The sequence below is a fragment of the Vibrio sp. PSi01 genome (genome assembly GCF_054960695.1).
In genome coordinates, this window is the sequence record NZ_JBHNYN010000002.1 from 23,669 (window position 1) to 45,845 (window position 22,177).

The window sequence follows — 22,177 nt, forward strand, 5'->3', positions numbered from 1 at the left end:
TCGCTTTCATTTCATCAGTAATGGTGGCCACTATCACGAAAAAGGGTGTGGTAAAGAGACAAGAACAGGGTGCAATTTTGATTGATTTTCATATATATGAAAGCCCTCAAAATCTAAGGTAGATTTTGAGGGCTTTTGGTCTGAGTCAAATACCTAATTATCTAAGATCAAGTATTCGCTAAAGTGAATCTATGGACTCTATCCCCATATTGAACAGAGTAAATGCATAAATATCAGTAGTGAGATCGATCGCTTTACTCAACGGCATTCCGGCACCATGGCCTGCATTGACATCAATACGAATCATGACGGGCGCACTGCCTTTATGCTTATCTTGCAATTCAGCAATAAACTTATAAGAGTGCGCTGGTACTACGCGGTCGTCGTGATCTGCGGTCGTCACCAGAGTCGCTGGATAGTCTGTGCCATGTACTACATTGTGAACGGGTGAGTAACCAAGCAAGTATTCAAACATCTCTTTGTTTTGCGCTGATGTACCGTAGTCGTACGCCCAGCCTTCACCAGACGTGAAGGTGTGGTAACGCAGCATATCTAGCACCCCAACAGCAGGCAGAGCCACTTGGAAAAGCTCAGGCCTTTGTGTCATACAAGCACCCACCAGCAAACCACCGTTAGAACCGCCGCGAATCGCCAGCTTGTCGCGGCTGGTGTACTTTTCTGCGATTAAGAACTCGGCTGCGGCAATGAAGTCGTCAAACACATTCTGCTTTTGCTGCTGAGTGCCAGCTTTGTGCCACGCCTTGCCGTATTCGCCACCACCACGTAAGTTCGGCACTGCATACACACCTCCCAATTCCAACCAACTGCCCACCGTACCCGAGAAAGAAGGCGTTAGGCTCACGTTAAAGCCGCCATAGGCGTACAACATAGTTGGATTATTACCATCTAACACTAATCCCTTTTTATAAGAGATAAGCATAGGTACCTGAGTGCCATCCTTCGAGGTATAGAAGACTTGTTTAGACTCAAACTTGTCCGATTCAAACGGAGACTCAGAGCTTTGGTAGATTTCAGAGCTGCCTGATTCAACATCAAAAGAGAAAATCGTTGGCGGCGTTACATAGTTGGTAAAGGTGTAATAAAGCTGAGTTTGCTCTTTTTTTCCACCTAAGCCGCTGGTCGTTCCGAGACCTGGTAAGTGGATTTCACGAACGATGTTTCCTTGGTAATCCAACTGCTCAATCATAGACACCACATCCACCATGTAATGTGCAAATAAGTAACCGCCACCTGCGCTGATATCTAATGGTTGTGGTTTTTCGGAAATGATATCAAGCCACTGTTTACTGCGATTATCAAAGCTCACCACCTTGCCGTTCGGCGCATCGAGATTGGTATACAGAATAAAGACTTCATCTCGATTATCTATGAGGTAAGTGTCGCTATCAACATGATCAATCAGCGTGTTCAGTGATTGTTCCTGTGAGTTTAAATCGATATAGAACAGGCGATTTCCCGACGTCGACTCTTGCCCTAGAATGATCAAATAGCAGTCGTCTTCGGTGGTGTAACCCGAAACATAGCGATGTTGCTCAGTACTATTTTCACCAAAAATCACTTTGTCGCTGGCTTGCTCGGTACCCAATTCATGAAAATACAGCTTATGTTGATCAGTACGAGCTGAAAGCTGACTACCGTCTGGTTTATCGTAGCTAGAGTAATAAAAGCCACGATTACCCAACCAAGAAATACCGGTAAATTTAGCGTCTGTGATTTCGGCTTCAAGCTGCTTTTTAGTCTCAGTATCAATCACAAAGATCTTACGCCAGTCACTACCACCCTCTGAAATGCTGTATGCCACTAGGCTGTAATCTTTAGAAAACGACACCGAACCCAGAGATGTAGTGCCATCTTCCGAGAAAGTGTTCGGATCTAGGAATACTTCCATCGGCTGACCTTCTTTCTGACGATAGAGAATACTGTGATTCTGCAAGCCATCGTTCTTATAGAAGTAGGTGTAATCTCCTCGTACAAACGGCTGCGAGCTCTTTTTATAGTCTTGCGCTTTCGCCAGCCTTTCTCGCAGTTCAGCGCGATACGGAATTTGAGCAAGGTAATCGAACGTGATTTCATTTTGACTCTCCACCCATTGGGCGGTTTCATCACTTCTGTCGTCTTCTAACCAACGATACGGGTCTTCGATTATCTGGCTAAAATAGTCATCGCTGACGATCTGTTTGTTGGTGATTGGATATTGATACTCTTTTAAATAGCTCATCGTGATCCTTATTAAAAATAATGTGAAATCGTCAGGTAACGTGTTCTGATGTGTTCAATCAATAACTTAATCTTGTTCGGTGGCTGGCGCGTAAAGGGGTACACCGCATAGATACCGAGCTTCTTGCCAACTAAATCTGGAAAGATATCCACCAACTGCCCATTTCTAATATCGTGATACACCAGACAACGCGGCACGTACGCAACACCATGACCGCCCAACGCGGCTTTACGCAGTGCTGTCGCGTTATCGGTAGAAAAAGAGCCTGAAACACGCACTATGTATTTGTCGTTATCAGTAAAGCCATCTTTACTATGTAGAAATTGCCACTCACTAGCGCCCGTTGTTTGATAAGCGTATTGCAGGCAGTTGTGATCCACCAAATCTTTGGGCTGCATCGGCTTACCGTTTTTGGCGATATAAGATGGAGAAGCACACACCACCCATTGCGAATCAAGGATATGACGAGCAATTAAACTGGAATCTTCCAAATAACCGGTTCGAATGACCAAGTCGAGACCATCCTCAACCAAATCGACAAAGCGATTGTTTAGAGACATATCGACCGTTAAACCTGGGTGCATATTACAAAACTCGGCAACAGCGTCTGCAAGAATCAAATCCCCCGAGATAGTAGGCACTGACATTTTGATATGACCACTGACATTTTCACCAAAGCCTGAAACTGCGTCCATAGCCTCTTGAGCCGCCTGCTTCACATTTTTGGCGCTATGTAGCATTGCCTTACCTGCCTCGGTAAGCGTCAATTTACGCGTGGTTCGATACAATAATTGCACGCCAATCTCTTCTTCCAAACGTGCAATTCTTTTACTAACTACCGAATTTGTAAGGTTATTTTGCTCTGCAACCTTACTAAAACTGCCCAATTCTACGACCTGTGAAAACAGGATCAAATCGTCTGCTCGCATCTGATTATGCCAATTTTGGAATTAATTATTTTCATTATTTCCCTATATCAATAAAAAATAAAGGGGTAAATTCACGCCAAATTAACAAAACAATTACAAAAACAGCTTTTGCAATCACATCGATTACAAATAAAGCGACTCTAATTACAACAACTGAATCCTCGAGATTCAGATTACACCTACAAAACTAATAACGTGTTATTCACTTCAAACATGAACGTTTGAAAACAAGTACGAGGAAGTACCCATGAGTGAAACCCTACTAGCTCTATTGGCCTTTTCGCCAATAGTTGTTGCAGCGATTCTGCTGGTTGGCCTTAACTGGCCAGCAAAAAAAGCGATGCCAGTGGCATTTGCATTAACCGTTGCTATCGCCCTATTTGCTTGGGATATGTCTAGCACTCGCGTGTTAGCTTCAGTATTCCAAGGCTTCGGCATAACCGTGTCGGTTCTCTGGATTGTGTTTGGCGCCATCTTCTTATTAAACACTTTGAAACACACCGGAGCTATCACCACCATCCGTAACGGCTTTACTGACATATCAGCAGACCGTCGTGTACAAGCGATCATCATCGCTTGGTGTTTTGGTTCATTCATTGAAGGCGCATCCGGCTTCGGTACACCCGCTGCAATCGCCGCTCCATTGTTGGTTGCCATCGGCTTCCCAGCATTAGCCGCGGTACTGATGGGTATGATGATTCAATCTACGCCAGTATCATTCGGCGCGGTTGGTACACCTATCATTGTTGGCGTAAACAAAGGTTTGGATACGCACAACATTGGTGAAAGCCTGATTGCAAATGGTTCAACATGGGACGCTTATCTACAGCAAATTACGTCAAGTGTAGCGATCATCCACGCCTGCGTTGGTGTGATGATTCCTGTATTGATGGCGATGATGCTGACTCGCTTCTTCGGTAAGAACAAGAGCTGGACTGAAGGTCTTGATATCCTACCGTTCGCACTGTTCGCAGGTGCCGCTTTCACCATTCCTTACGCATTAACAGGTGTTTTCCTTGGCGCTGAATTCCCATCACTAATTGGTGGTTTGGTTGGCCTTGCAATTGTTGTAACGGCAGCAAAACGTGGCTTCCTAGTACCTAAATCAAAATGGGATTTTGAAAGCGAAGATAAATGGCCAGCAGAATGGCTAGGTTCTTTGAAGATCGATTTAGACGACAACAAAGATCATAAAAAGATGAGCATGGCGATGGCATGGGCACCTTACGTGCTGCTCGCTGTCACTCTAGTTGCTAGCCGTGTGAGCCCTGAGTTCAAAGGCCTACTTAAGAGCGTTAGCCTTTCATTCAGCAACATCCTTGGCGAAACAGGCGTAAGTACAGCGATTCAGCCTCTGTATCTACCTGGCGGTATCTTGGTATTCGTGGCACTGGTTGCTGTTCTAATGCAATCACGCAGCACAACTCCACTGGCTAAAGCCTTTGGTGAATCGAGCAAGACTCTTATAGGCGCTGGGTTTGTGTTGGTGTTCACCATCCCAATGGTTCGTATCTTCATTAACTCTGGCGTGAACGGCGCTGATTTAGCCAGTATGCCGGTAACAACTGCAAACTTTGCAGCAGACCTAGTCGGCGGCGCATTCCCAGCGTTAAGCGCCACGGTCGGTGCGTTAGGTGCTTTCATTGCGGGTTCTAACACCGTTTCAAACATGATGTTTAGCCAGTTCCAATTCGAAGTAGCACAAACTCTGTCTATCTCTAGTGCTGTGGTTGTTGCTCTGCAAGCCGTTGGTGCAGCAGCAGGTAACATGATTGCGATTCACAACGTGGTAGCCGCATCGGCGACCGTAGGCTTGTTAGGACGCGAAGGCGCAACACTACGTAAGACTATCATCCCAACGTTCTACTACTTAGTAATGACAGGAATCATCGGCCTAGTGGTTATCTACGGCTTCAAAATGACAGACGCACTTATGTAAACCATAAGTCGTTACAAAAGCACTTGGCGTTAATACTCAATTCCCCGACTGCAACACCGTCTAATAAGACAGTTGATGAGTTTCGGAATGGATACTAAAACACATCAACACCCTCGGGTATTAACGCCACTTTATTAAGAATAACAAGCAGCCCAAGCCAAGCTCTCACAGAAGGGCAACATCCCAAGAATTTAGGACTGAAATTATGATCATATCCGCATCGACTGATTACCGCGCCGCAGCAAAAGCAAAATTACCACCGTTTCTTTTTCACTACATTGACGGCGGTTCTTACGGAGAACATACCCTACGCCGCAACACGGCCGATCTTGCAGAGATCGCGCTCAAGCAGCGTGTACTTAATGACATGTCGGACCTAAATTTAGAAACCGAATTGTTCGGCGAAAAGCTGGCGATGCCGATTGCATTAGCTCCGGTTGGCCTAACGGGTATGTACGCACGACGTGGCGAAGTCCAAGCAGCAAAAGCAGCCGACAACAAGGGCATCCCTTTTACGATGTCGACCGTATCGGTATGCCCAATCGAAGAAGTCGCACCTAAGATTGAACGCCCAATGTGGTTCCAGCTTTACGTGTTAAAAGATCGCGGCTTCATGAAGAACGTATTGGAACGTGCAAAAGCAGCTGGCGTGACAACACTGGTCTTTACGGTAGACATGCCTGTACCCGGCGCTCGCTACCGTGACATGCACTCAGGAATGAGTGGCCCAAATGCAGCAATACGCCGCGTATTTCAATCTATGCGTCATCCTAGCTGGGCCGTTGATGTTGGCCTGTTAGGTAAACCGCATGACCTTGGCAATATCTCTACTTACCGCGGCTCTCCAACCAAACTGGAAGACTACATCGGTTGGTTGGGTGACAACTTTGACCCGTCGATTTCATGGAAAGACTTAGAGTGGATCCGTGACTTCTGGGACGGCCCGATGGTCATCAAAGGCATTCTTGATGAAGAAGATGCAAAAGACGCCGTGAGATTTGGCGCAGACGGTATCGTAGTTTCAAACCACGGTGGTCGTCAGCTTGATGGCGTTCTATCAAGTGCTAAAGCATTACCTGCAATTGCAGATGCAGTAAAAGGCGACACGAAGATTCTGGTCGATTCTGGTATTCGTACTGGCTTAGATGTAGTTCGTATGATGGCGATGGGCGCAGACTGCACCCTACTTGGCCGTTCTTTCGTCTACGCATTAGCAGCACAAGGACAAGCAGGCGTTGAGAACCTACTTAATCTGTACGACAAAGAGATGCGCGTAGCCATGACACTGACGGGCGCAAAGACAATCAAAGACTTAACCCGTGAATCATTGGTAGGGCTAGATTAAGACGCCACGATTCTGATTTAGATTCAAACTAATGCTTTGGTCTACTTCGACTGAAGTTCAATCGGTGTCACAGCAATTCCACTGCCGTTGTGACACCGTTTAAAAACAAATCAGTGCCAAATAAGAAGCACAAGGAAGCAAAGATGGAGACAAACACATCTCATGAGCGAGTAATAGACGCACAAGCTTATCAGCAGCTTGAAGCGATACTGGCTCAAAAAATAGAAACGGAACGCATTGTCACGCAAGAGGCAAAGCGATTGGCTTACGGCACCGATGCGAGTTTTTATCGCTTGGTGCCGAAAATGGTTCTAAGGCTCAAAAACTTAGACGAAGTCATATTCACCATTCAAAGCTGTCGCGAGCTGGGCATTCATTTTACCTTTCGCGCCGCGGGCACTAGTCTTTCAGGGCAAGCCGTTTCAGACTCGGTACTCATCACTCTAACCGACGACTGGCGAGGCCACGAGATTGTCGATAACGGCAATCAGATCATTCTTCAGCCCGGTGTGATTGGCGCAGATGCCAACAAATACCTTGCCCCTTTCCAACGTAAAATCGGCCCAGATCCAGCTTCAATCAATACTTGTAAAATCGGTGGTATAGCGGCGAATAACGCCAGTGGCATGTGTTGTGGTACTGCGCAAAACTCTTATCGCACCGTCGAGAGCATGAAAATCGTATTGAGTGATGGTTCCCTACTTGATACAGCAGATAACGCCAGCGTCGAGGCGTTCAAGCAATCACACAAAGCGCTATTTGAAGGTATTGTTGATTTACACAGACAGACTAGCTCGAATCAAGAACTGGCAGACAGAATCCGCCACAAGTACCGCCTCAAAAATACCACTGGCTACGCGCTTAATGCATTGGTCGATTACCACGACCCAATTGAGATCATCAAACACCTGATGATTGGCTCAGAAGGCACGCTAGGCTTCATCGCAGAGATCACCTACAACACGGTTATCGAACACCCAAACAAAGCTTCGGCCCTGTTGGTGTTTGCCGACATCGAACAAGCAAGTAAAGCCGTTACTACGCTATCAAAAACACCCGTTGCTGCCGTTGAATTGATGGATGGCAGAGCACTGCGTTCAGTGGCTGATAAACCGGGTATGCCTGCATTTATGCCAAGCTTGGATCTAGAAGCCGCGGCTATTTTGGTTGAATCACACGCCAGCTCCCAGCAGGACTTAGATTTACAATGTAAATCAATTTTGGACGCATTGACTGAATACACGATTGTTGAATCGGTGCCTTTCACTTCCGATCCAAAGACAGTCGCGACTCTGTGGGGCATTCGAAAAGGCATGTTCCCAGCAGTTGGCGCAGTGCGTGAAGTCGGTACGACCGTTATCATTGAAGACGTGGCTTTCCCTGTCGAAAACCTCGCTAATGGTATTCGAGAGCTGCAAGAGTTGTTCGACAAATACGACTACAGCGAAGCGATCATTTTTGGTCACGCCCTCGAAGGCAACCTGCACTTTGTGTTTACCCAAGGCTTCGATAGCCAAGAAGAGATCGACCGTTACGGCAGATTCATGGATGACGTTGCCGAGCTAGTCGCTGTGAAATACCAAGGCTCTTTGAAAGCGGAACACGGTACGGGCCGTAACATGGCACCTTATGTAGAATTGGAATGGGGCAAAGATGGCTATGCCTTAATGCAACAGATCAAAGCACTGTTCGATCCAGAAAGGCTACTCAACCCCGGCGTTATCATCAACGACAATCCAAATTCCCACATCACAGACCTAAAGCCGATGCCTGCAGCTGATGACCTTGTCGACCGCTGTATCGAATGTGGATTCTGTGAGCCTGTGTGTCCATCTCGTACGCTGACTCTATCACCTCGCCAACGTATTGTTTTATATCGCGAGCTACAACGCCGTCGTGCGGCAGGAGAAGAGATAGAAGCAAGCGAGCTAGAGAAGACGTTTGAATACCAAGGTATTGATACCTGCGCCGCAACAGGCCTGTGTGCCGAGCGTTGCCCTGTAGGCATCAACACTGGCGATTTAGTGAAGAAGCTTCGTATCGCTAAATATGAAAAGTTCACTCCAATTGCTAAGTGGACAGCAGATCACTTCTCGACCACCACCAAGCTGACCAAGGCTGGCCTCAAAACCAACCAAGTGGCGAGCAAAGTACTAGGCGCAAATACCGTCGGCAAGCTAACCAACGGCCTACGCTCAATGACTAAAGGCGCGACACCCGTTTGGATGCCAGAAATGCCGCAATCCAACAGCCACTTGCTCACAGCTTCACCAATAACAGCCGAAAAATCGAACAACGCGAAGAAAGTGGTTTACCTTCCTTCATGTGCCAGTCGAACCATGGGGCAACAGAGCGATGCGGGAGATCAACGTCCTCTTACTGAAGTGACCATGTCTTTACTCAACAAGGCGGGATTCGAGGTAATTCTTCCGAAGAAGCTCGATGACCAATGTTGTGGTATGCCTTACGACAGCAAAGGCATGACCAACCTCGCTCAATCTAAAGCTCAACAGTTAGAAGAAGTGTTGTGGCAAGCGAGTCGTCAGGGTGAATACCCCGTACTGATGGATACCAGTCCGTGCGCCAAACGCAGTATTGAGCAGTTCACCAAGCCATTAGAGGTGCTAGAACCAACAGGGTTTGTGAACCAATATTTGCTTGAACACCTGACACTTGAGCCACTGCAAGAAACCGTGATGCTGCATGTGACGTGTAGCTCTCGTCGAATGGGTTTGGAAGGCGCAATGCTGAACCTTGCTAAAGCGTGTACTGAAGAGGTGATTGTTCCTGAGCATATTCAATGTTGTGGTTGGGCGGGTGATAAAGGCTTTACTACGCCAGAGCTGAATGAAGCTGCTGTACACCCACTCAAAGAGCAAGTACCGAGCAACTGTACTCGTGGATTCAGTAACAGCCGAACTTGTGAGATCGGTTTGTCACATCACAGTGGTATTCCATATCAATCAATCTTGTACCTGGTTGACGAAGTCGCGCAATAGATCCACTCTCATTGCGAGCGACGAACTCTAGCTTAAAACGAAAAATGGCAGCCCAATCAGGCTGCCATTTCTTTATTCGGCTTGATATATATTATTGAGTGGAATGTTATTGAGACAAGCGCATCAACTCTTCTGGCGAGTAGTGTTCTGCTTCTGCACCTTTGGCGATTAGGTCAATCACTTGGAACTCGCTCATGTCACCAAACTCTTTGGTTAAGTAATCACGAAAGGCTTTCTCATTCGGCCATTTACCGCGCACGATATAGCCATCTTCTTTGTCGAAATCTTCCGTCTCAAAGAAAGAAAAGTCGGTCATACCAATATTGTGGCAATACAAAACGAGATACATGTTGAATCCTTTACACTTAACTAGGGTCTATTGAGCTTTAAAAACGCTTCTAAAAAACAGGCCTAAGGTTACAACATAAAAAGCAAATCGAACACTCAATCGAATAGTACGTCGAAAACTTAAGCTGCCTGTTCTTTTTCGTTAATCATCAAACATCATGTTGATGGCCGCGCCTAATAGAATCAACCCAACGATTGGCCCCATCACAGCCAATGGTGCACGCTCGATGTAAGGTAGGTTCTCTGCGATCATCAAACCCCATTCAGGTGTCGGCGGTTTAGCTCCCAAGCCAATGAAGCTTAGTGATGTTAGGCTCAATGTGATTACTGGCAGCCTCAACATTGCGTGTCTTAGTAGCGGTGGCAATACATAAGGAAGTAAGTAGAAGCGGAAGATTCTCAGCTTGCTGGTACCCCACAATGGCGCGAGGTGCGTATAAGGTTGAGCCTTAGCTTCCACAATTAAACTCGAACAGTGAGCCGCCAATGGCGCCCAAGATACCAATACTATCGCGATTAATGCGCTGTTCGGATTCATACCCGTTAAGCCCGCAACCAGCAAGCCTGCAATAATGTAAGGGATACCCTTAGTTATCTCGATAAGACCTTGGCTAAAGCGGGTATTGAAACCCATGATAATGCCTGTCACCAAACTCAAAAACGTCGCCAACATACCGGCTTGGAAGGTCGAAACCATACCTGAACCGATTCTCGCTAACAGATCTCGACCAATGCCATCCGCACCCAATGGAGCTTGCCAACTTGGATCCGCTAAGCGAGTAAATTGACTGGTATATGGGTCACGAAATGCTGCCCAAACTACGATAGTAATTAGGAACGAGAAGATCGCAAAAGCAGTAACACGTTTAGCTCGGCTCTGCGTAAAACGAAACGAAGAGTGACTACTGATGAGCTTACCGCTTTTCAGGCTGTGACCAAGAATCAACTGCTGAACAAACAAGCTCATGCTGCTCACGGCAATCGAAAACAGCAGCAATACTAATAAGCCGCCTTGCAGCATAGGTAGATCTTGCGCCTTAGCAGCACCAAGAATCATGCGTCCGATACCCGGAATCGAGAAGATAAGCTCAACCGCGACCGCGCCACCAGTCAAACCGATCACGATCATCGCGATCTGTGGGATCAGGCTGCTCAGCGCTCTTTTCAGCGCAAAGCGAATAATTTGATTGGAGTGAACGTTGGCACTGAGCCACGTGATCACCCAAGGTTCATTAAGAACGCGTTGTAAACTGTCTCTGAGTAGGCGACTAAACAGGCCGCTAGCAGGCAGTGCGAGCGCTAAGCTCGGTAGCCAAATGTCTTGCCAGCCTTGCCAACCATACGGTGGTAGCCAACCTAACCAGATAGAGAACACCAGTATTAATACCGAGGCCACCACGTACTCTGGCAAGGATATTAATACGGTGCTTAAACTGCTGTAACTCTGCCCTAGTTTGCCCTTCTTCCAACTGCGCAAGGTAGCCAGTAAGCCTGCACCGCACAGTACGAAAGTCATCACCAATGCGCTAGACATCAGAAACAAAGACGTAGACGCTGTCTTTTGAATGCCTAATGCAACCGAAGATCCATCGATCCATGACTTACCTAAGTCACCCGAAAAGGCACTTCCTACCCAGTCGATCAGGCGCTCGCTTGCCGAACGGTCAAGCTGAAGATCAGCACGTACCGCCGCTAAAGCTTCAGGCGTAAGCAGGTGTTGTTGCCCCGCTCTCGCACGCAGGATGGATTGGCTTGGGTCGATGCCTGCAATGTCAGGCATCAAGCCAACAAGAATCACCACCACGATCAGTGAGGCGATTCTTGATAGCCAAGGCGTCAAGATAAATAAGGTTCGACGCAGAGTTTCAGCAGATAGCATTTATTTAGTTAACCTGTGTTGCCGCGTTAACTTGTGTCGTTTGATCAACCAAGCGACGTTCACTTGGGTCACGAACTACATTGCTTACACGCTCGCTCTCGCCTTGAATCACACGTTCGTGAAGCAGTGGAATAGCAGCGAAGTCGTTCAGGATTTTTTGCTCAGCTTCGATGATCGCTTGCTGACGCAGTGCACCTAGTGGTTGCAGATCAGCGTGAGTCAGTGCTTGGTCTACTTCTTGAGAACAGAATTGACCAAGGTTGAATGAACCCTTACAGCCAAAGTCACTCATCATGTAAGCCACTGGGTCACCAGAATCTAGAACGGTTGCACGAGAAAGGATGAACGCATCGAACTTGCCTGACAGTGCATCGTTTTCAATCTGAGCGTATTCACGAATATCCAGCTCAACTTTGAAACCAGCCGCTTCAAGTTGCTGTTTAAGCAGCGCTGCCACTTCTGGAAGCTCAGCTCGGTCGGTAAAGGTACCGATAACAATGCTTTCACCGTTTGCTTTTAGCGTTTTGTCGATTGCTTGGCCTTCAGGTCGGATCGGCTCAGCCCAAGCAAGTGCAGGACCTAATAGGCCTTGCGCGATATCCGCGTGGTTTTCATAAACGGTATTCACGATTTGTTCACGGTCTACCGCAGCAGCCGCTACTTTACGTAAGTTAATATCGCTAAATACACCCGACTTGTTGTTTAGGTAAAGCGTATTGGTACGAGGCATTGCTACTTCGTAAAGCAGGTCAGGATCAATGGTCGCGATTTGTGAAACTGGCACCGCTTCAACGATGTCTGCCGTGCCTGTTCTTAGAGCCGCAGCGCGCGCAAAACCGTTAGGAACGTATTCAGCAATCACAGATTCAACTTGCGCTTTTTCACCCCAGTAGCCATCGAAACGTTTTAGTTTCGCGCTAGTTGTGCCGTTGATTTCAGTCAACTCAAACGGACCTGTACCTGCACCCATTGGACTAACTCGACCATCTTCTTGGTACGCGCTTGCTGCAAGAATCGCTAATTGAGGGCTTGATAAACGACTTGGTAGAAGAGGGTCATCAAAGCTGGTTTTGATCTCTACGCGGTAGTTGTCCATTGCTTTCACTTCTAGCTCTACGCCATCTAGGATGCGTGGCTTAGGTGCCGCTTCCAACGCTTTCTGTAGTGAGTTCACAACAGACTCTGCCGTTAATGTAGAGCCATCGTGGAATTTAACACCTTGGCGAACCGTGAATTGCCAAGTCAGTGGATCAACGTGTTTCCAATCTGTTGCCAGCATTGGCTCAGCTTCTGAAGTTGGGCTCAGGTTAACTAGCGTTTCAGCCGTGCTCCAACGCGATAGTTTGAACGCGTCATCAGAAAGTGGTGATAGACCTGTTCTTGGTGGCTGCATCATCGCAACACGAATTTCAGATTTGACCGCCGCATCGCTCGACTCTGGTTGAGAGTCAAAACAGCCCGTCAAAGGCAGAGCCAGCGCTAGAGCGCAGGCTAGTTTGATTGAATTAAAACGCATAGTTATTTTTCTCTGTAAGCTGTGCTTCGTTAATAAGCTGTATTTTGTTAATAAGCTGTATTTCGTAATAAATAAGGTTGTATTAACAAGTAGATTTCGAAAGAGGCTGAGATTGAATCAGCAACTGAGTCGCGGGATGAGCAGGTACGCTCATCACTTGAGGTGTCGGTCCATGCTCCACCATCTCGCCATGGTCAAGAACCAGAATTTCTTCACAAAGCGCCTTTGCTGCGCCTAAATCGTGTGTCACCAAAACGATGCGCATATCGCGCTTCTTTTTCAATGAATTGAGTAAATCTAACAGCCTTCGACGGTTCACCGGGTCAAGGCTGGCGGTAGGTTCATCGGCTACCAACACTGCGGGTCTAACGACAAGCGCCCGAGCAATGGCCACACGTTGAGCTTGGCCTGTAGAAAGCTGATTAGGTTTCAGTGATAACAAAGTGGCAGGTAAGCCCACATCCAACAGCGTCTCTTCAATAATGCTTTCATGGTTGCCAGAAACATCTAAGTTGCTTAGCGGCTCGGCTAAGATCTGTCGAACGGTATAGTAAGGATTAAGGCAGGTGTGTGGCTCTTGAGGCACCAATTGAATCAAGCGACACACTGCGGCTTGCGCTTTGCTATTACGAATCGGCAGCAAATGACCAAACAAACTGATTTGGCCAACAGTCGGCTCTTTAAGGCCAAACAGCAGTTCAATCAGCGTTGATTTACCGGCACCAGAACGTCCAACAATAGCTAGGCTTTTATCTTCAACATCGAGGTCGATGTTCTGTAGTGCTTTGAACGCCTTACCACCCAACCAACTTGGTATTGAGTAGTAATGCACACCGACATTCTCGAACTTAATCTCAATCGGTGTTTGTGTTTCTGAATCTATCACTGGCATTAACGGCGAGACTTCTGAATTTAATGATAAGGTCGAGCTCATGCGATTAGGTCTCTCAATGAACAGCAGAAAGCGTGAGAGCTTGATTCAAGCGCGTGTTTTGGTGCGCCATAAGCCACCACTCCGCCATCATCGATCACCAATAACTTGTCACACGCGAGCGCGCTGTGCAGGTCATGAGTGATAAGCAGGCCACCAATTTGTCGCTGTTTAACATTGTCGCGAATCAGCTTGAGTATCTCTTGCTCTGTCACCGGATCTAACGCACTGGTTGGTTCATCTGCAATGATGATATCGGCGTTACTCAGCAACCCAATCGCAATGCACACTCGTTGACGTTGCCCTCCAGAGATTTGACTCGGGTATAACGGCAAGATGGTTTCTGGGTTAGGGAAACCGAGTTGTACTAGCAATTCGGTGAGCTTGGTTTTGTCTTGCGATTTAAGCTTAGTGCGAGTGCCTGTCAATGCCAAACTGAGTTGGCCTTCAATGGAAACGAGAGGGTTCAATGCTTGAAGGGCGTCTTGGAAGATAACCGCAGGTCGTTGTGCTGCGGTTCTTTGCAGCATAGGCAAACCACATACCGCTTCACCAGACAGAGAAATATGACCTTCAACCTCAACCGTTTCCGGCAGAAAACCTGCAATCGCGCGTGAAAGCATCGACTTACCAATACCTGATGGGCCCATGATCGCCAGCAGCTCACCTCGATACACATCGAAGTGGATATCTTGGAAAAGTGTTCTCGAAGAGGTTTTGATCGTTAATCGGTCAACAGACAAAAGTGGGGCGTTCACGCAAGTACTCATAAGTAGATGTTATAACATAACAACTCTATCATTAAGCCTGTATGATGAAAAGTGAACATTGAACCGGATCGCAAAAAATTGCCTGTGAAACCATCTATGGTCACAATCCGTTAGGTACAAAAAAGCGCCTAACTACAAGAAACAGTCAGGCGCTTTCGTAATGATTCTATATGACCTCAGCTTTGTGGTCGCTGTTATTACTTATGTCATTGGAAGGCATTTCCGCTTAACTTGAGCGATGAACGGATACAAGAAGGCAATACGCCCAAGATAGAACAAAGTAAACGCCAACCACAGACCATGATTGCCCCACAAATCGACCGAAAACGCCTGTACAGCCAAGAATACCGTCAAGGTAGCGATGCTAGAGTCTCGAACCGGACGTGTAGTTCCTGTTCCAGTAAAGATGCCGTAAACCGTTAAACCAAAGCCAGCCACCAGCGGGAACACAATCAACCACGGTGCCATCTCTTGGTATAGCGCAACAAGCGTTGGGATATCGGTAAACAAGAAAACAATGTTGTCTTTAAATACCAAGGTCAATAACGTTAACGCAGCAATAAAACCGGCCGTCCATTGAAAATTGAGTCTTAATACACGATCCAACATCGAAGCATTTTTCTGACCAACCGCTTTACCCGCAAACACACTCGATGCATTGGCAATACCATCAAACATGTAACTCACAATAAAGGTTACTTGCATCAAGATTGCGTTAGCAGCCAGAACATCGGTACCCAACTTTGAGCCTGTGCGCGCCATCATGTTAAAAAATACTAAGATACAGATCGTGCGTAACAGTAGGTCAGTATTTGATGAGATGATTGTCGAAAGGTCTTTCTTGGTCATCTTCGAGCCTTGCAGGAACTCAGAGATCGAGATGTTGCTGGTCTTCATCACCAGCGTCATACCAATCACAAAGGTGGTGATTTGTGCAATCAAACTTGCGTATGCCACACCGGCGACACCCAAGTCGAAATAAAGCACGAACACCGCATCTAAAACAATGTTCAACACGTTACCAAACACTTGTGTGTAAAGGACTTCTTTGGCTTTCGCCTGCCCCATTAACCAACCAATAATGGTGTAGTTAAGCAGAACAAAAGGTGCGCCATAAATCAAAACACTAAAATAGATGTGCGCGTGCTCGGCCACATTGGCTTCAGGCTCTATCACCCACATTGCGCCTTGCCAGATGAGCGGTTGTATCAAGATAAAGATCAAACCCACCAAACCAGACAGCACAAACGGACGCATCAAGCTACCCGCTAAATCAGAGCGACTGCCCTTACCCAATGCCATCGCACTTTGCCCGGTCGTACTGACACGGAAAAAGCCAAACAACCAATACATGGTGTTCATAATGATGGTGCCAATCGCCACACCACCGATCAGTTCAGCGATGCCAAGCTGACCAATCACGGCGGTATCCACCGCGCCAAGCAGAGGCTGAGTCACCGTTGAGATGATGAAAGGGAAAGCGATTTTTAGATAATCTTTGTGGGTAATGGTCATATTCTAGCGAGTGATATTAAGAACTATTTGCAATTAGAACGGGATGCTATCGTTTAATCCGTACGTTGTCATCATTTACTGGGGTAAATTATCAACAAAGCACCTTTATCTTAGTTCACCTGCATAGAATCGTTAGCTGCCATTAGTTGTGCTAATTTTTCTCAACAAAAGAGCAAAGTCTGGTTCAAGAAAACAGCACAACCATCGATTAAGTGAATTTACGCTAGCGAGCCAAATAGGTAGCTTTAGGTCGGTTAGTAGAAGCTCACCGGAAGATAAAAATCGAGTTCAAAAACTTCATCACTGTTGAGAAAATGATTCTGATGATAGTGCACATACGCAGGAGTAGAGCGCTGTTTAAAGCCAGACGTAGGTAGCCACTTTTCTAACACCATACTAATCTGTGGTAGCAGTTCACCATAGCGGCCATTAAGTCGAAAAACGGCATGCAAACCACCTGGAATCACCATCTGATTCACAACACTGCGATACTTAATCGGTTCATCGATCGTAATACATGCCACATAACGACACTGATCCATTTCGACCCAGGCAGGGTTAGAGTGATGCAAGCCGAACTGACTCGAAAAATCACGCTGTTCAGAGTTCGCCCACGCTTTCAGTATCAACCAAGCATTGCGAATAGAGCGGTTGTAGCCCATATGTCGAACGTAGGCAGCCATGCGCTCAGGCACTTCAACGATCTTCGGTTCAGGTAACACTCTCTGCGCCACATTCAAATAGCCCGCCGCCACTTCAGGATCTTTCAGATAGGGTTTTTCAGCTATTTGTAAGTCGTGTTTACGCCATTCACCCGGCGACATATTAAAAGTCGCCTTAAATGCTCGACTGAACGAAGACACCGAACTAAAGCCACACTTGTTGGCAATTTCTACCACTGACGACGTGGTATCAAACATCAATTGATTAGCCGCATACTCCATTCGGGTACGTCGAATGTATTGGTGCAGCGACTCCCCCACAACACTTTTGAAAGTACGATGAAAATGCTGTTCGGAATAAGCTGCGATCTCAGAGAGCGCTTTGGCCGACAAAGGCTGACTGATGTCTTGGTGAATATAGAACAGAACATCATTGATTCTAGATATGTGTTGTCGCGACATCGTTTAAATAGCATAAATGGACATGTTTATAAGCATAAATGGACACGCTGTTTTTTACAATTGCCGTGTAATATCAAACCATAAAATAAAAACGAAAATGACGAGACACAACAAATGGAAATCGCACAATCACTGCAACAAATTCAGTCTTCTTACATCCGAGAAATTCTCGCGGCCGCAAGCGATCCAAATGTCATTTCATTGGCCGGTGGTTTGCCAGATGAGAAAACGTTCCCTATTGATTTAATGAAGCCAACGTTAGAAGACCTAGCGAACATGCCGGAAGTTTTCCAATATGGGTCGACTGCTGGTTATGGCCCTTTGCTTGAGCACCTAACGCAAAGCTACCAATTGCCAGAGTCACACACGGCAATGATTTGTACTGGCTCTCAGCAAGGTTTGGATTTGATTGCGCGTGCGTATGTCGACCCAGGTGATGTGGTTGTGATGGAAGCGCCAAGCTACTTAGGTGCGATGCAGGTGTTTGGCCTCGTTCAAGCAAAAATTGCGACCGTGTCTCAAACAGAATTTGGCCCGAACCTAGACGAACTGGAAACGTGCTTTGCACAGCAATCACCCAAGATGTTCTATGCTGTGCCTGATTTCCACAACCCAACAGGGGTGTGCTGGGCAACAGAAACTCGTCAAAAAGTAGCTGAGCTGTGTATCAAATACAACGTGGCATTCATTGAAGATGCACCATACCGTGAGCTACGTTTCACAGGTACAGAACTGCCGTTAGTTTCTTCGTTCTGCCCTGACAACTCTATCGTTCTTCGTTCATTCTCTAAAATTGCATCGCCAGGTTTACGTATTGGTGCGGTAACAGGTAAGCGCAGCTACCTTGAGCCACTGATCAAAGTGAAACAAGGCGCTGACTTACACTCAAGTGTACCTATGCAAGCGCTGCTTGTCGGTCTTCTGAAACATGAAGACTTCAACGTACATATGGAAAACATTCGCACACTGTACAAGTCTCGTTATGAAGTGTTATTTTCAGAACTAGAAAAAAAACTGCCTGCAGATTGCGTGTTAAAAGCCGTAGATGGCGGGATGTTCATTTGGGTTGAAATCCCAGACTGCGACACCTTCGAACTGGCTAAAACTCTGCTTTCGAATGGCGTGGCAGTTGTGCCAAGCCCAGTATTCTATCCAAAGGCCGATGAAGCAAAAGCAGCGCTACGCCTAAACTTCACCAATGCAAATCCAGAAGAATTAACCGAAGCGGTGAAACGCTTAGCAGAAGTACTTAACCAAGCATGATCTTGATTGTACAGACAGCTTGGATTATTGATTGATAAGCTTATTACGGTTCAAGCAATAACGATTCAGCCAGTGTTAATTCTCAACTCAGAGACTTAACACTGGCTGATTTCGTATAGGAATAAGGACCCAAGATGATTAGAATTGAAAAATTAGCCGACAGACATATCGAGGCAATAAAATCGATTCAACTAGCTCCAGAACAAGTTAAGTTTGCAGGTACAGCGGAAGAGTTTTTAGCAGAAGCTAGCGATACTACCCACCTACATGTCATCAGATTAGACAATGACATCGTCGGCTTTTTCAAAATCGACACGGATTACGCATCTAACTATGACTTTTGCCCGAACACCGCCATCGGCCTAAGAACTTTTGTCATAGACCAAAGCCAACAAGGAAAAGGGATAGGTACACGCGCTGTGCGAGCATTAGTACTGTACATCGCCATACACTACAGCGGCTACCACTCTATTTATCTTACCGTAAACTGTAAGAATCCAGCGGCCAAGGTTTGTTATCAGAAAGGTGGGTTCCAAGATTCGGAAGTACTCTATCTTGGAGGGGCTGCTGGTCCTCAATATGTTATGTTTAATCACATTCGTTAGGCAAAATGGAAAAATCAAATGGAAGTGACCGTTGGCAACAGCCCAGATCTCATACGTAAGGCGCAATTCATTCGCAATCAAGTATTTGTTGTAGAGCAAGCTATCCCTGAAGTTTTAGACCTCGATGGCCTAGATCCAATATCGCATCACGTCTTAGTCACCGATGCTGAAAATCTGGTAGCAACCGCTCGCTTATATATTGATGACTGCGGACACGCCATTATGGCTCGTGTTGCCGTCTTGCAATCGTATCGAGGTTTAGGTATTGCTTCTAAAATGGTAGCCGCACTTCTAGAACATGCGACTCAACAGGGTGCCAAAGTCATTGAAATTCACGCCCATCAATACTTAAAGAATTACTACGAAAAATTTGGCTTTGAGTTTATCCGTGAAGTAGAAATCGTTGGAGAACACCAACTCATAGAAATGAGGTACTACATAAATTCAAAGCGTAACGTTCAATGAACCTCAAATACCTCAAGCCAATTAAATAAATATCCTTTCAACACCCGCAATTCCACACAATAAGCAATGCTAAATAGCCCTACATTTGGTTGGTTTTTGTCCTACACCGCCTTGGTTATACTGCGCCTGATTTTAATAAGCCTACCGTTGTAGACTGAGAACGACACAACGTCGCTCTATCGACATTTATGGCGAATAACAGGTAAACGCTCTGGATTTACGTTCCAGCTCGCAGAAAGGAAAAACCATGTCTCAATATGTTGTATGTGCTCTGTATAAATTCGTTGCACTTGATGATTACCAAGAAATTCGCCAGCCACTAACTGAAGTGCTAGAAGCCAACAAAATTCGCGGTACTTTGCTACTTGCGAGTGAAGGCATCAACGGTACTGTTGCAGGTAAACGCGAATCTATCGATGCACTTCTTCAATGGTTCAAGCAAGACACTCGCTTAGCGGACGTTGTTTATAAAGAATCATTCAACGAAGAACAGCCATTCAACCGTACCAAGGTGAAACTCAAGAAAGAGATCGTAACCATGGGCGTTGAAGGTATCGACCCTCGCCATGTTGTCGGTACTTACGTGAAACCAAACGAGTGGAACGCTCTGATTTCTGATCCTGATGTGATTCTGGTTGATACTCGTAACGACTACGAAGTCGATATCGGTACATTCAAAAATGCTGTAAACCCAAACACAGAAACCTTCCGTGAATTCCCTCAATACGTGGCAGATAACCTCGACCCTAAGAAACACAAAAAAGTCGCGATGTTCTGTACGGGTGGTATTCGTTGTGAAAAATCAACAGCCTACATGAAAGAGCAAGGTTTTGATGAGGTATACCACCTTGAAGGCGGCATTCTGAAGTACTTAGAAGAAGTGCCAGAAGAAGAGAGCATGTGGGAAGGCGACTGCTACGTATTTGATGGTCGTGTTGCGGTAAACCACAAGCTAGAGAAGAGCGGTTACGACGTGTGTAACGCTTGTCGCCTGCCAATCACAGATGAAGACAAAGCGTCTGAGCACTTTGAGAAAGGCGTAAGCTGCCCTAAGTGTATTGATAAGCACAGCGACGAGCAGAAAGCCCGTTTCCGCGAACGTGAAAAGCAAGTTCAACTTTCTAACGCCCGTGGCGAAACCCACGTAGGTGGCGAAGCCGCTCATCTTATTGAGCAGCGTAAGAAAGAAAAGCTGGCGCTCAAAGAACAGCAACGTTCTGGCAAGCAAGCGAAGTAAGCCTCATACGATAGGCCTAAAGTTATAAACGTATAACGATAGATATTAAAAAGGGCACAAATTCGCGGACCATTCCACGAGTTTGAGCCCTTTTCTGCTCGCTTTACTGCTTTGTGTTTTGAACCACATTTCTTTCGATAAATTGCTTCTATACTGTTAGTAATACGACTAGAGAGGAAGTGCCAATGCTCAATGAAAACCATGCCTTTATCTTAGATTTCCCAGATCTTAAATTAGACATTGTTCAGCTCAACCACGACGACGAAAAATTCAAAGCAGACATGCAGAAATACCACCAACTCGACTACGACATCCGCCAACTAGAAATTTCTGGCAGCCCAATCGATGACGACAGCATGCACAACCTCAAAGTAGAACGCATGGCATTAAAAGACTCGCTACATAAGCAACTTACTCGACATCACGCGCTTAAGATCGTTTAAATCACAACGTTCTTACTGCCAGATTTTAAGCCATGCATTACGCATGGCTTTTTGATTTCATAACATCGAAAATCTATGCTAATTCGGCTTCTTCAATTATGTTACTGTTTGCTTATTCAAAAGCGTTTAATAAGGAAGCTGAGTGACAATAAAAGAAGAGAATATGCAATTCCAGCTCATTTCAAATCTCGAATTCGAAGAACTGTTTACGTGTGTTAAGCAAGGGCTTTTCATACACGTCGACAATGTGTTTGGCTGGGATGACGAATTTCAACATAACCGCCTATTAAACGACTACCAACCTTCTTGGTTTCATTGGGTATACCGAGGAAAAGAGAAGATTGGACTTGTGTGTTTTAAGCCTTATGACAACGCATACCATATTCATCTGCTGATCATTTCCCCTCAATACCAAGATCAATCTCTTGGTAAAAAAGTCATGTCACTCATCCACGAAAAAGCCCATCAAGAGCAACGAAACCAAGTCACTCTGTCGAGCTTTAGAAATAACACCCGCGCCATTCGCTTTTATCAGTCACTTGGCTATCAGGTTATTGATGATAGTGATGAAGATTTTGTGGGGATGGCTCTCAACCTAGCTAACTCTCAGTCTCGCTAACCATAGAGAAA

Annotated in this window: 18 protein-coding genes; 9 read left to right on the top strand and 9 right to left on the bottom strand. The window is 46.1% G+C overall.

All coding sequences use genetic code 11. The features are described 5' to 3' along the window. Window positions 1-178: 178 nt before the first annotated feature. Window positions 179-2,239 carry a prolyl oligopeptidase family serine peptidase gene (locus ACFI6G_RS03235; protein ID WP_462710138.1) on the bottom strand — a complete coding sequence of 687 codons (2,061 nt, stop codon included), beginning with the start codon at window positions 2,237-2,239 and terminating at the stop codon, window positions 179-181. 11 nt (window positions 2,240-2,250) lie between these two features. Further along, entirely contained in the window at window positions 2,251-3,168 is a 918-nt protein-coding gene (locus ACFI6G_RS03240; RefSeq protein ID WP_016766934.1) for a LysR family transcriptional regulator, read from the bottom strand. Window positions 3,169-3,415: 247 nt separating this feature from the next. Here ACFI6G_RS03240 and ACFI6G_RS03245 point away from each other — a divergent pair, with 247 nt between their 5' ends. From ACFI6G_RS03245 to ACFI6G_RS03255, 3 genes are all read left to right on the top strand, one after another. Continuing rightward, complete coding sequence (locus ACFI6G_RS03245) at window positions 3,416-5,107, top strand: L-lactate permease (protein ID WP_010432612.1); 1,692 nt, start codon at window positions 3,416-3,418, stop codon at window positions 5,105-5,107. Window positions 5,108-5,312: 205 nt separating this feature from the next. Beyond that, on the top strand, window positions 5,313-6,452 hold the full coding sequence (gene lldD / locus ACFI6G_RS03250; RefSeq protein WP_016793164.1) for an FMN-dependent L-lactate dehydrogenase LldD: 1,140 nt from the start codon (window positions 5,313-5,315) through the stop codon (window positions 6,450-6,452). Window positions 6,453-6,595: 143 nt separating this feature from the next. After that, window positions 6,596-9,451, top strand: a complete 2,856-nt coding sequence (locus ACFI6G_RS03255) for an FAD-binding and (Fe-S)-binding domain-containing protein (protein WP_462710139.1) — start codon at window positions 6,596-6,598, stop codon at window positions 9,449-9,451. 106 nt (window positions 9,452-9,557) lie between these two features. Here ACFI6G_RS03255 and ACFI6G_RS03260 read toward each other — a convergent pair whose 3' ends face one another. From ACFI6G_RS03260 to ACFI6G_RS03290, 7 genes are all read right to left on the bottom strand, one after another. Continuing rightward, the gene (locus tag ACFI6G_RS03260) at window positions 9,558-9,800 is read right to left on the bottom strand and encodes a hypothetical protein (RefSeq protein ID WP_016785493.1); all 243 of its coding nucleotides are present in this window, start codon (window positions 9,798-9,800) and stop codon (window positions 9,558-9,560) included. A gap of 141 nt (window positions 9,801-9,941) precedes the next feature. Further along, window positions 9,942-11,678: an ABC transporter permease subunit gene (locus ACFI6G_RS03265; RefSeq protein ID WP_016795454.1), complete on the bottom strand. Its 1,737-nt coding sequence runs from the start codon at window positions 11,676-11,678 to the stop codon at window positions 9,942-9,944. A gap of 4 nt (window positions 11,679-11,682) precedes the next feature. Then, complete coding sequence (locus ACFI6G_RS03270) at window positions 11,683-13,194, bottom strand: ABC transporter substrate-binding protein (RefSeq protein ID WP_010432601.1); 1,512 nt, start codon at window positions 13,192-13,194, stop codon at window positions 11,683-11,685. Between the two features lie 82 nt (window positions 13,195-13,276). Next, window positions 13,277-14,128 (bottom strand): ABC transporter ATP-binding protein, encoded by an 852-nt coding sequence (locus tag ACFI6G_RS03275; RefSeq protein ID WP_462710140.1) that lies wholly within the window; start codon window positions 14,126-14,128, stop codon window positions 13,277-13,279. Further along, a complete protein-coding gene (locus ACFI6G_RS03280) occupies window positions 14,125-14,883 on the bottom strand; it encodes an ATP-binding cassette domain-containing protein (protein ID WP_010432593.1) in 759 nt (252 codons plus the stop codon). The genes ACFI6G_RS03275 and ACFI6G_RS03280 overlap by 4 nt, the downstream gene beginning before the upstream one ends. A 213-nt stretch (window positions 14,884-15,096) precedes the next feature. Further along, a complete protein-coding gene (locus ACFI6G_RS03285) occupies window positions 15,097-16,410 on the bottom strand; it encodes an MATE family efflux transporter (RefSeq protein ID WP_010432590.1) in 1,314 nt (437 codons plus the stop codon). Between the two features lie 254 nt (window positions 16,411-16,664). Continuing rightward, entirely contained in the window at window positions 16,665-17,534 is an 870-nt protein-coding gene (locus ACFI6G_RS03290) for an AraC family transcriptional regulator (RefSeq protein ID WP_016766925.1), read from the bottom strand. Window positions 17,535-17,648: 114 nt separating this feature from the next. Here ACFI6G_RS03290 and ACFI6G_RS03295 point away from each other — a divergent pair, with 114 nt between their 5' ends. The 6 genes from ACFI6G_RS03295 to ACFI6G_RS03320 all read left to right on the top strand — a co-directional run bounded on the left by ACFI6G_RS03295 (window position 17,649) and on the right by ACFI6G_RS03320 (window position 22,166). After that, window positions 17,649-18,797 (top strand): aminotransferase-like domain-containing protein, encoded by a 1,149-nt coding sequence (locus tag ACFI6G_RS03295; RefSeq protein WP_016787522.1) that lies wholly within the window; start codon window positions 17,649-17,651, stop codon window positions 18,795-18,797. Between the two features lie 134 nt (window positions 18,798-18,931). Further along, the gene (locus tag ACFI6G_RS03300) at window positions 18,932-19,402 is read left to right on the top strand and encodes a GNAT family N-acetyltransferase (protein WP_016790022.1); all 471 of its coding nucleotides are present in this window, start codon (window positions 18,932-18,934) and stop codon (window positions 19,400-19,402) included. An 18-nt stretch (window positions 19,403-19,420) separates the two neighbouring features. Beyond that, window positions 19,421-19,867 carry a GNAT family N-acetyltransferase gene (locus ACFI6G_RS03305; protein ID WP_016766922.1) on the top strand — a complete coding sequence of 149 codons (447 nt, stop codon included), beginning with the start codon at window positions 19,421-19,423 and terminating at the stop codon, window positions 19,865-19,867. Between the two features lie 247 nt (window positions 19,868-20,114). Then, on the top strand, window positions 20,115-21,104 hold the full coding sequence (gene trhO / locus ACFI6G_RS03310) for an oxygen-dependent tRNA uridine(34) hydroxylase TrhO (RefSeq protein WP_016793160.1): 990 nt from the start codon (window positions 20,115-20,117) through the stop codon (window positions 21,102-21,104). A 185-nt stretch (window positions 21,105-21,289) separates the two neighbouring features. Beyond that, window positions 21,290-21,547 carry a YdcH family protein gene (locus ACFI6G_RS03315; protein ID WP_010432560.1) on the top strand — a complete coding sequence of 86 codons (258 nt, stop codon included), beginning with the start codon at window positions 21,290-21,292 and terminating at the stop codon, window positions 21,545-21,547. Between the two features lie 163 nt (window positions 21,548-21,710). Then, the gene (locus ACFI6G_RS03320) at window positions 21,711-22,166 is read left to right on the top strand and encodes a GNAT family N-acetyltransferase (protein WP_065099985.1); all 456 of its coding nucleotides are present in this window, start codon (window positions 21,711-21,713) and stop codon (window positions 22,164-22,166) included. Window positions 22,167-22,177 lie beyond the last annotated feature (11 nt).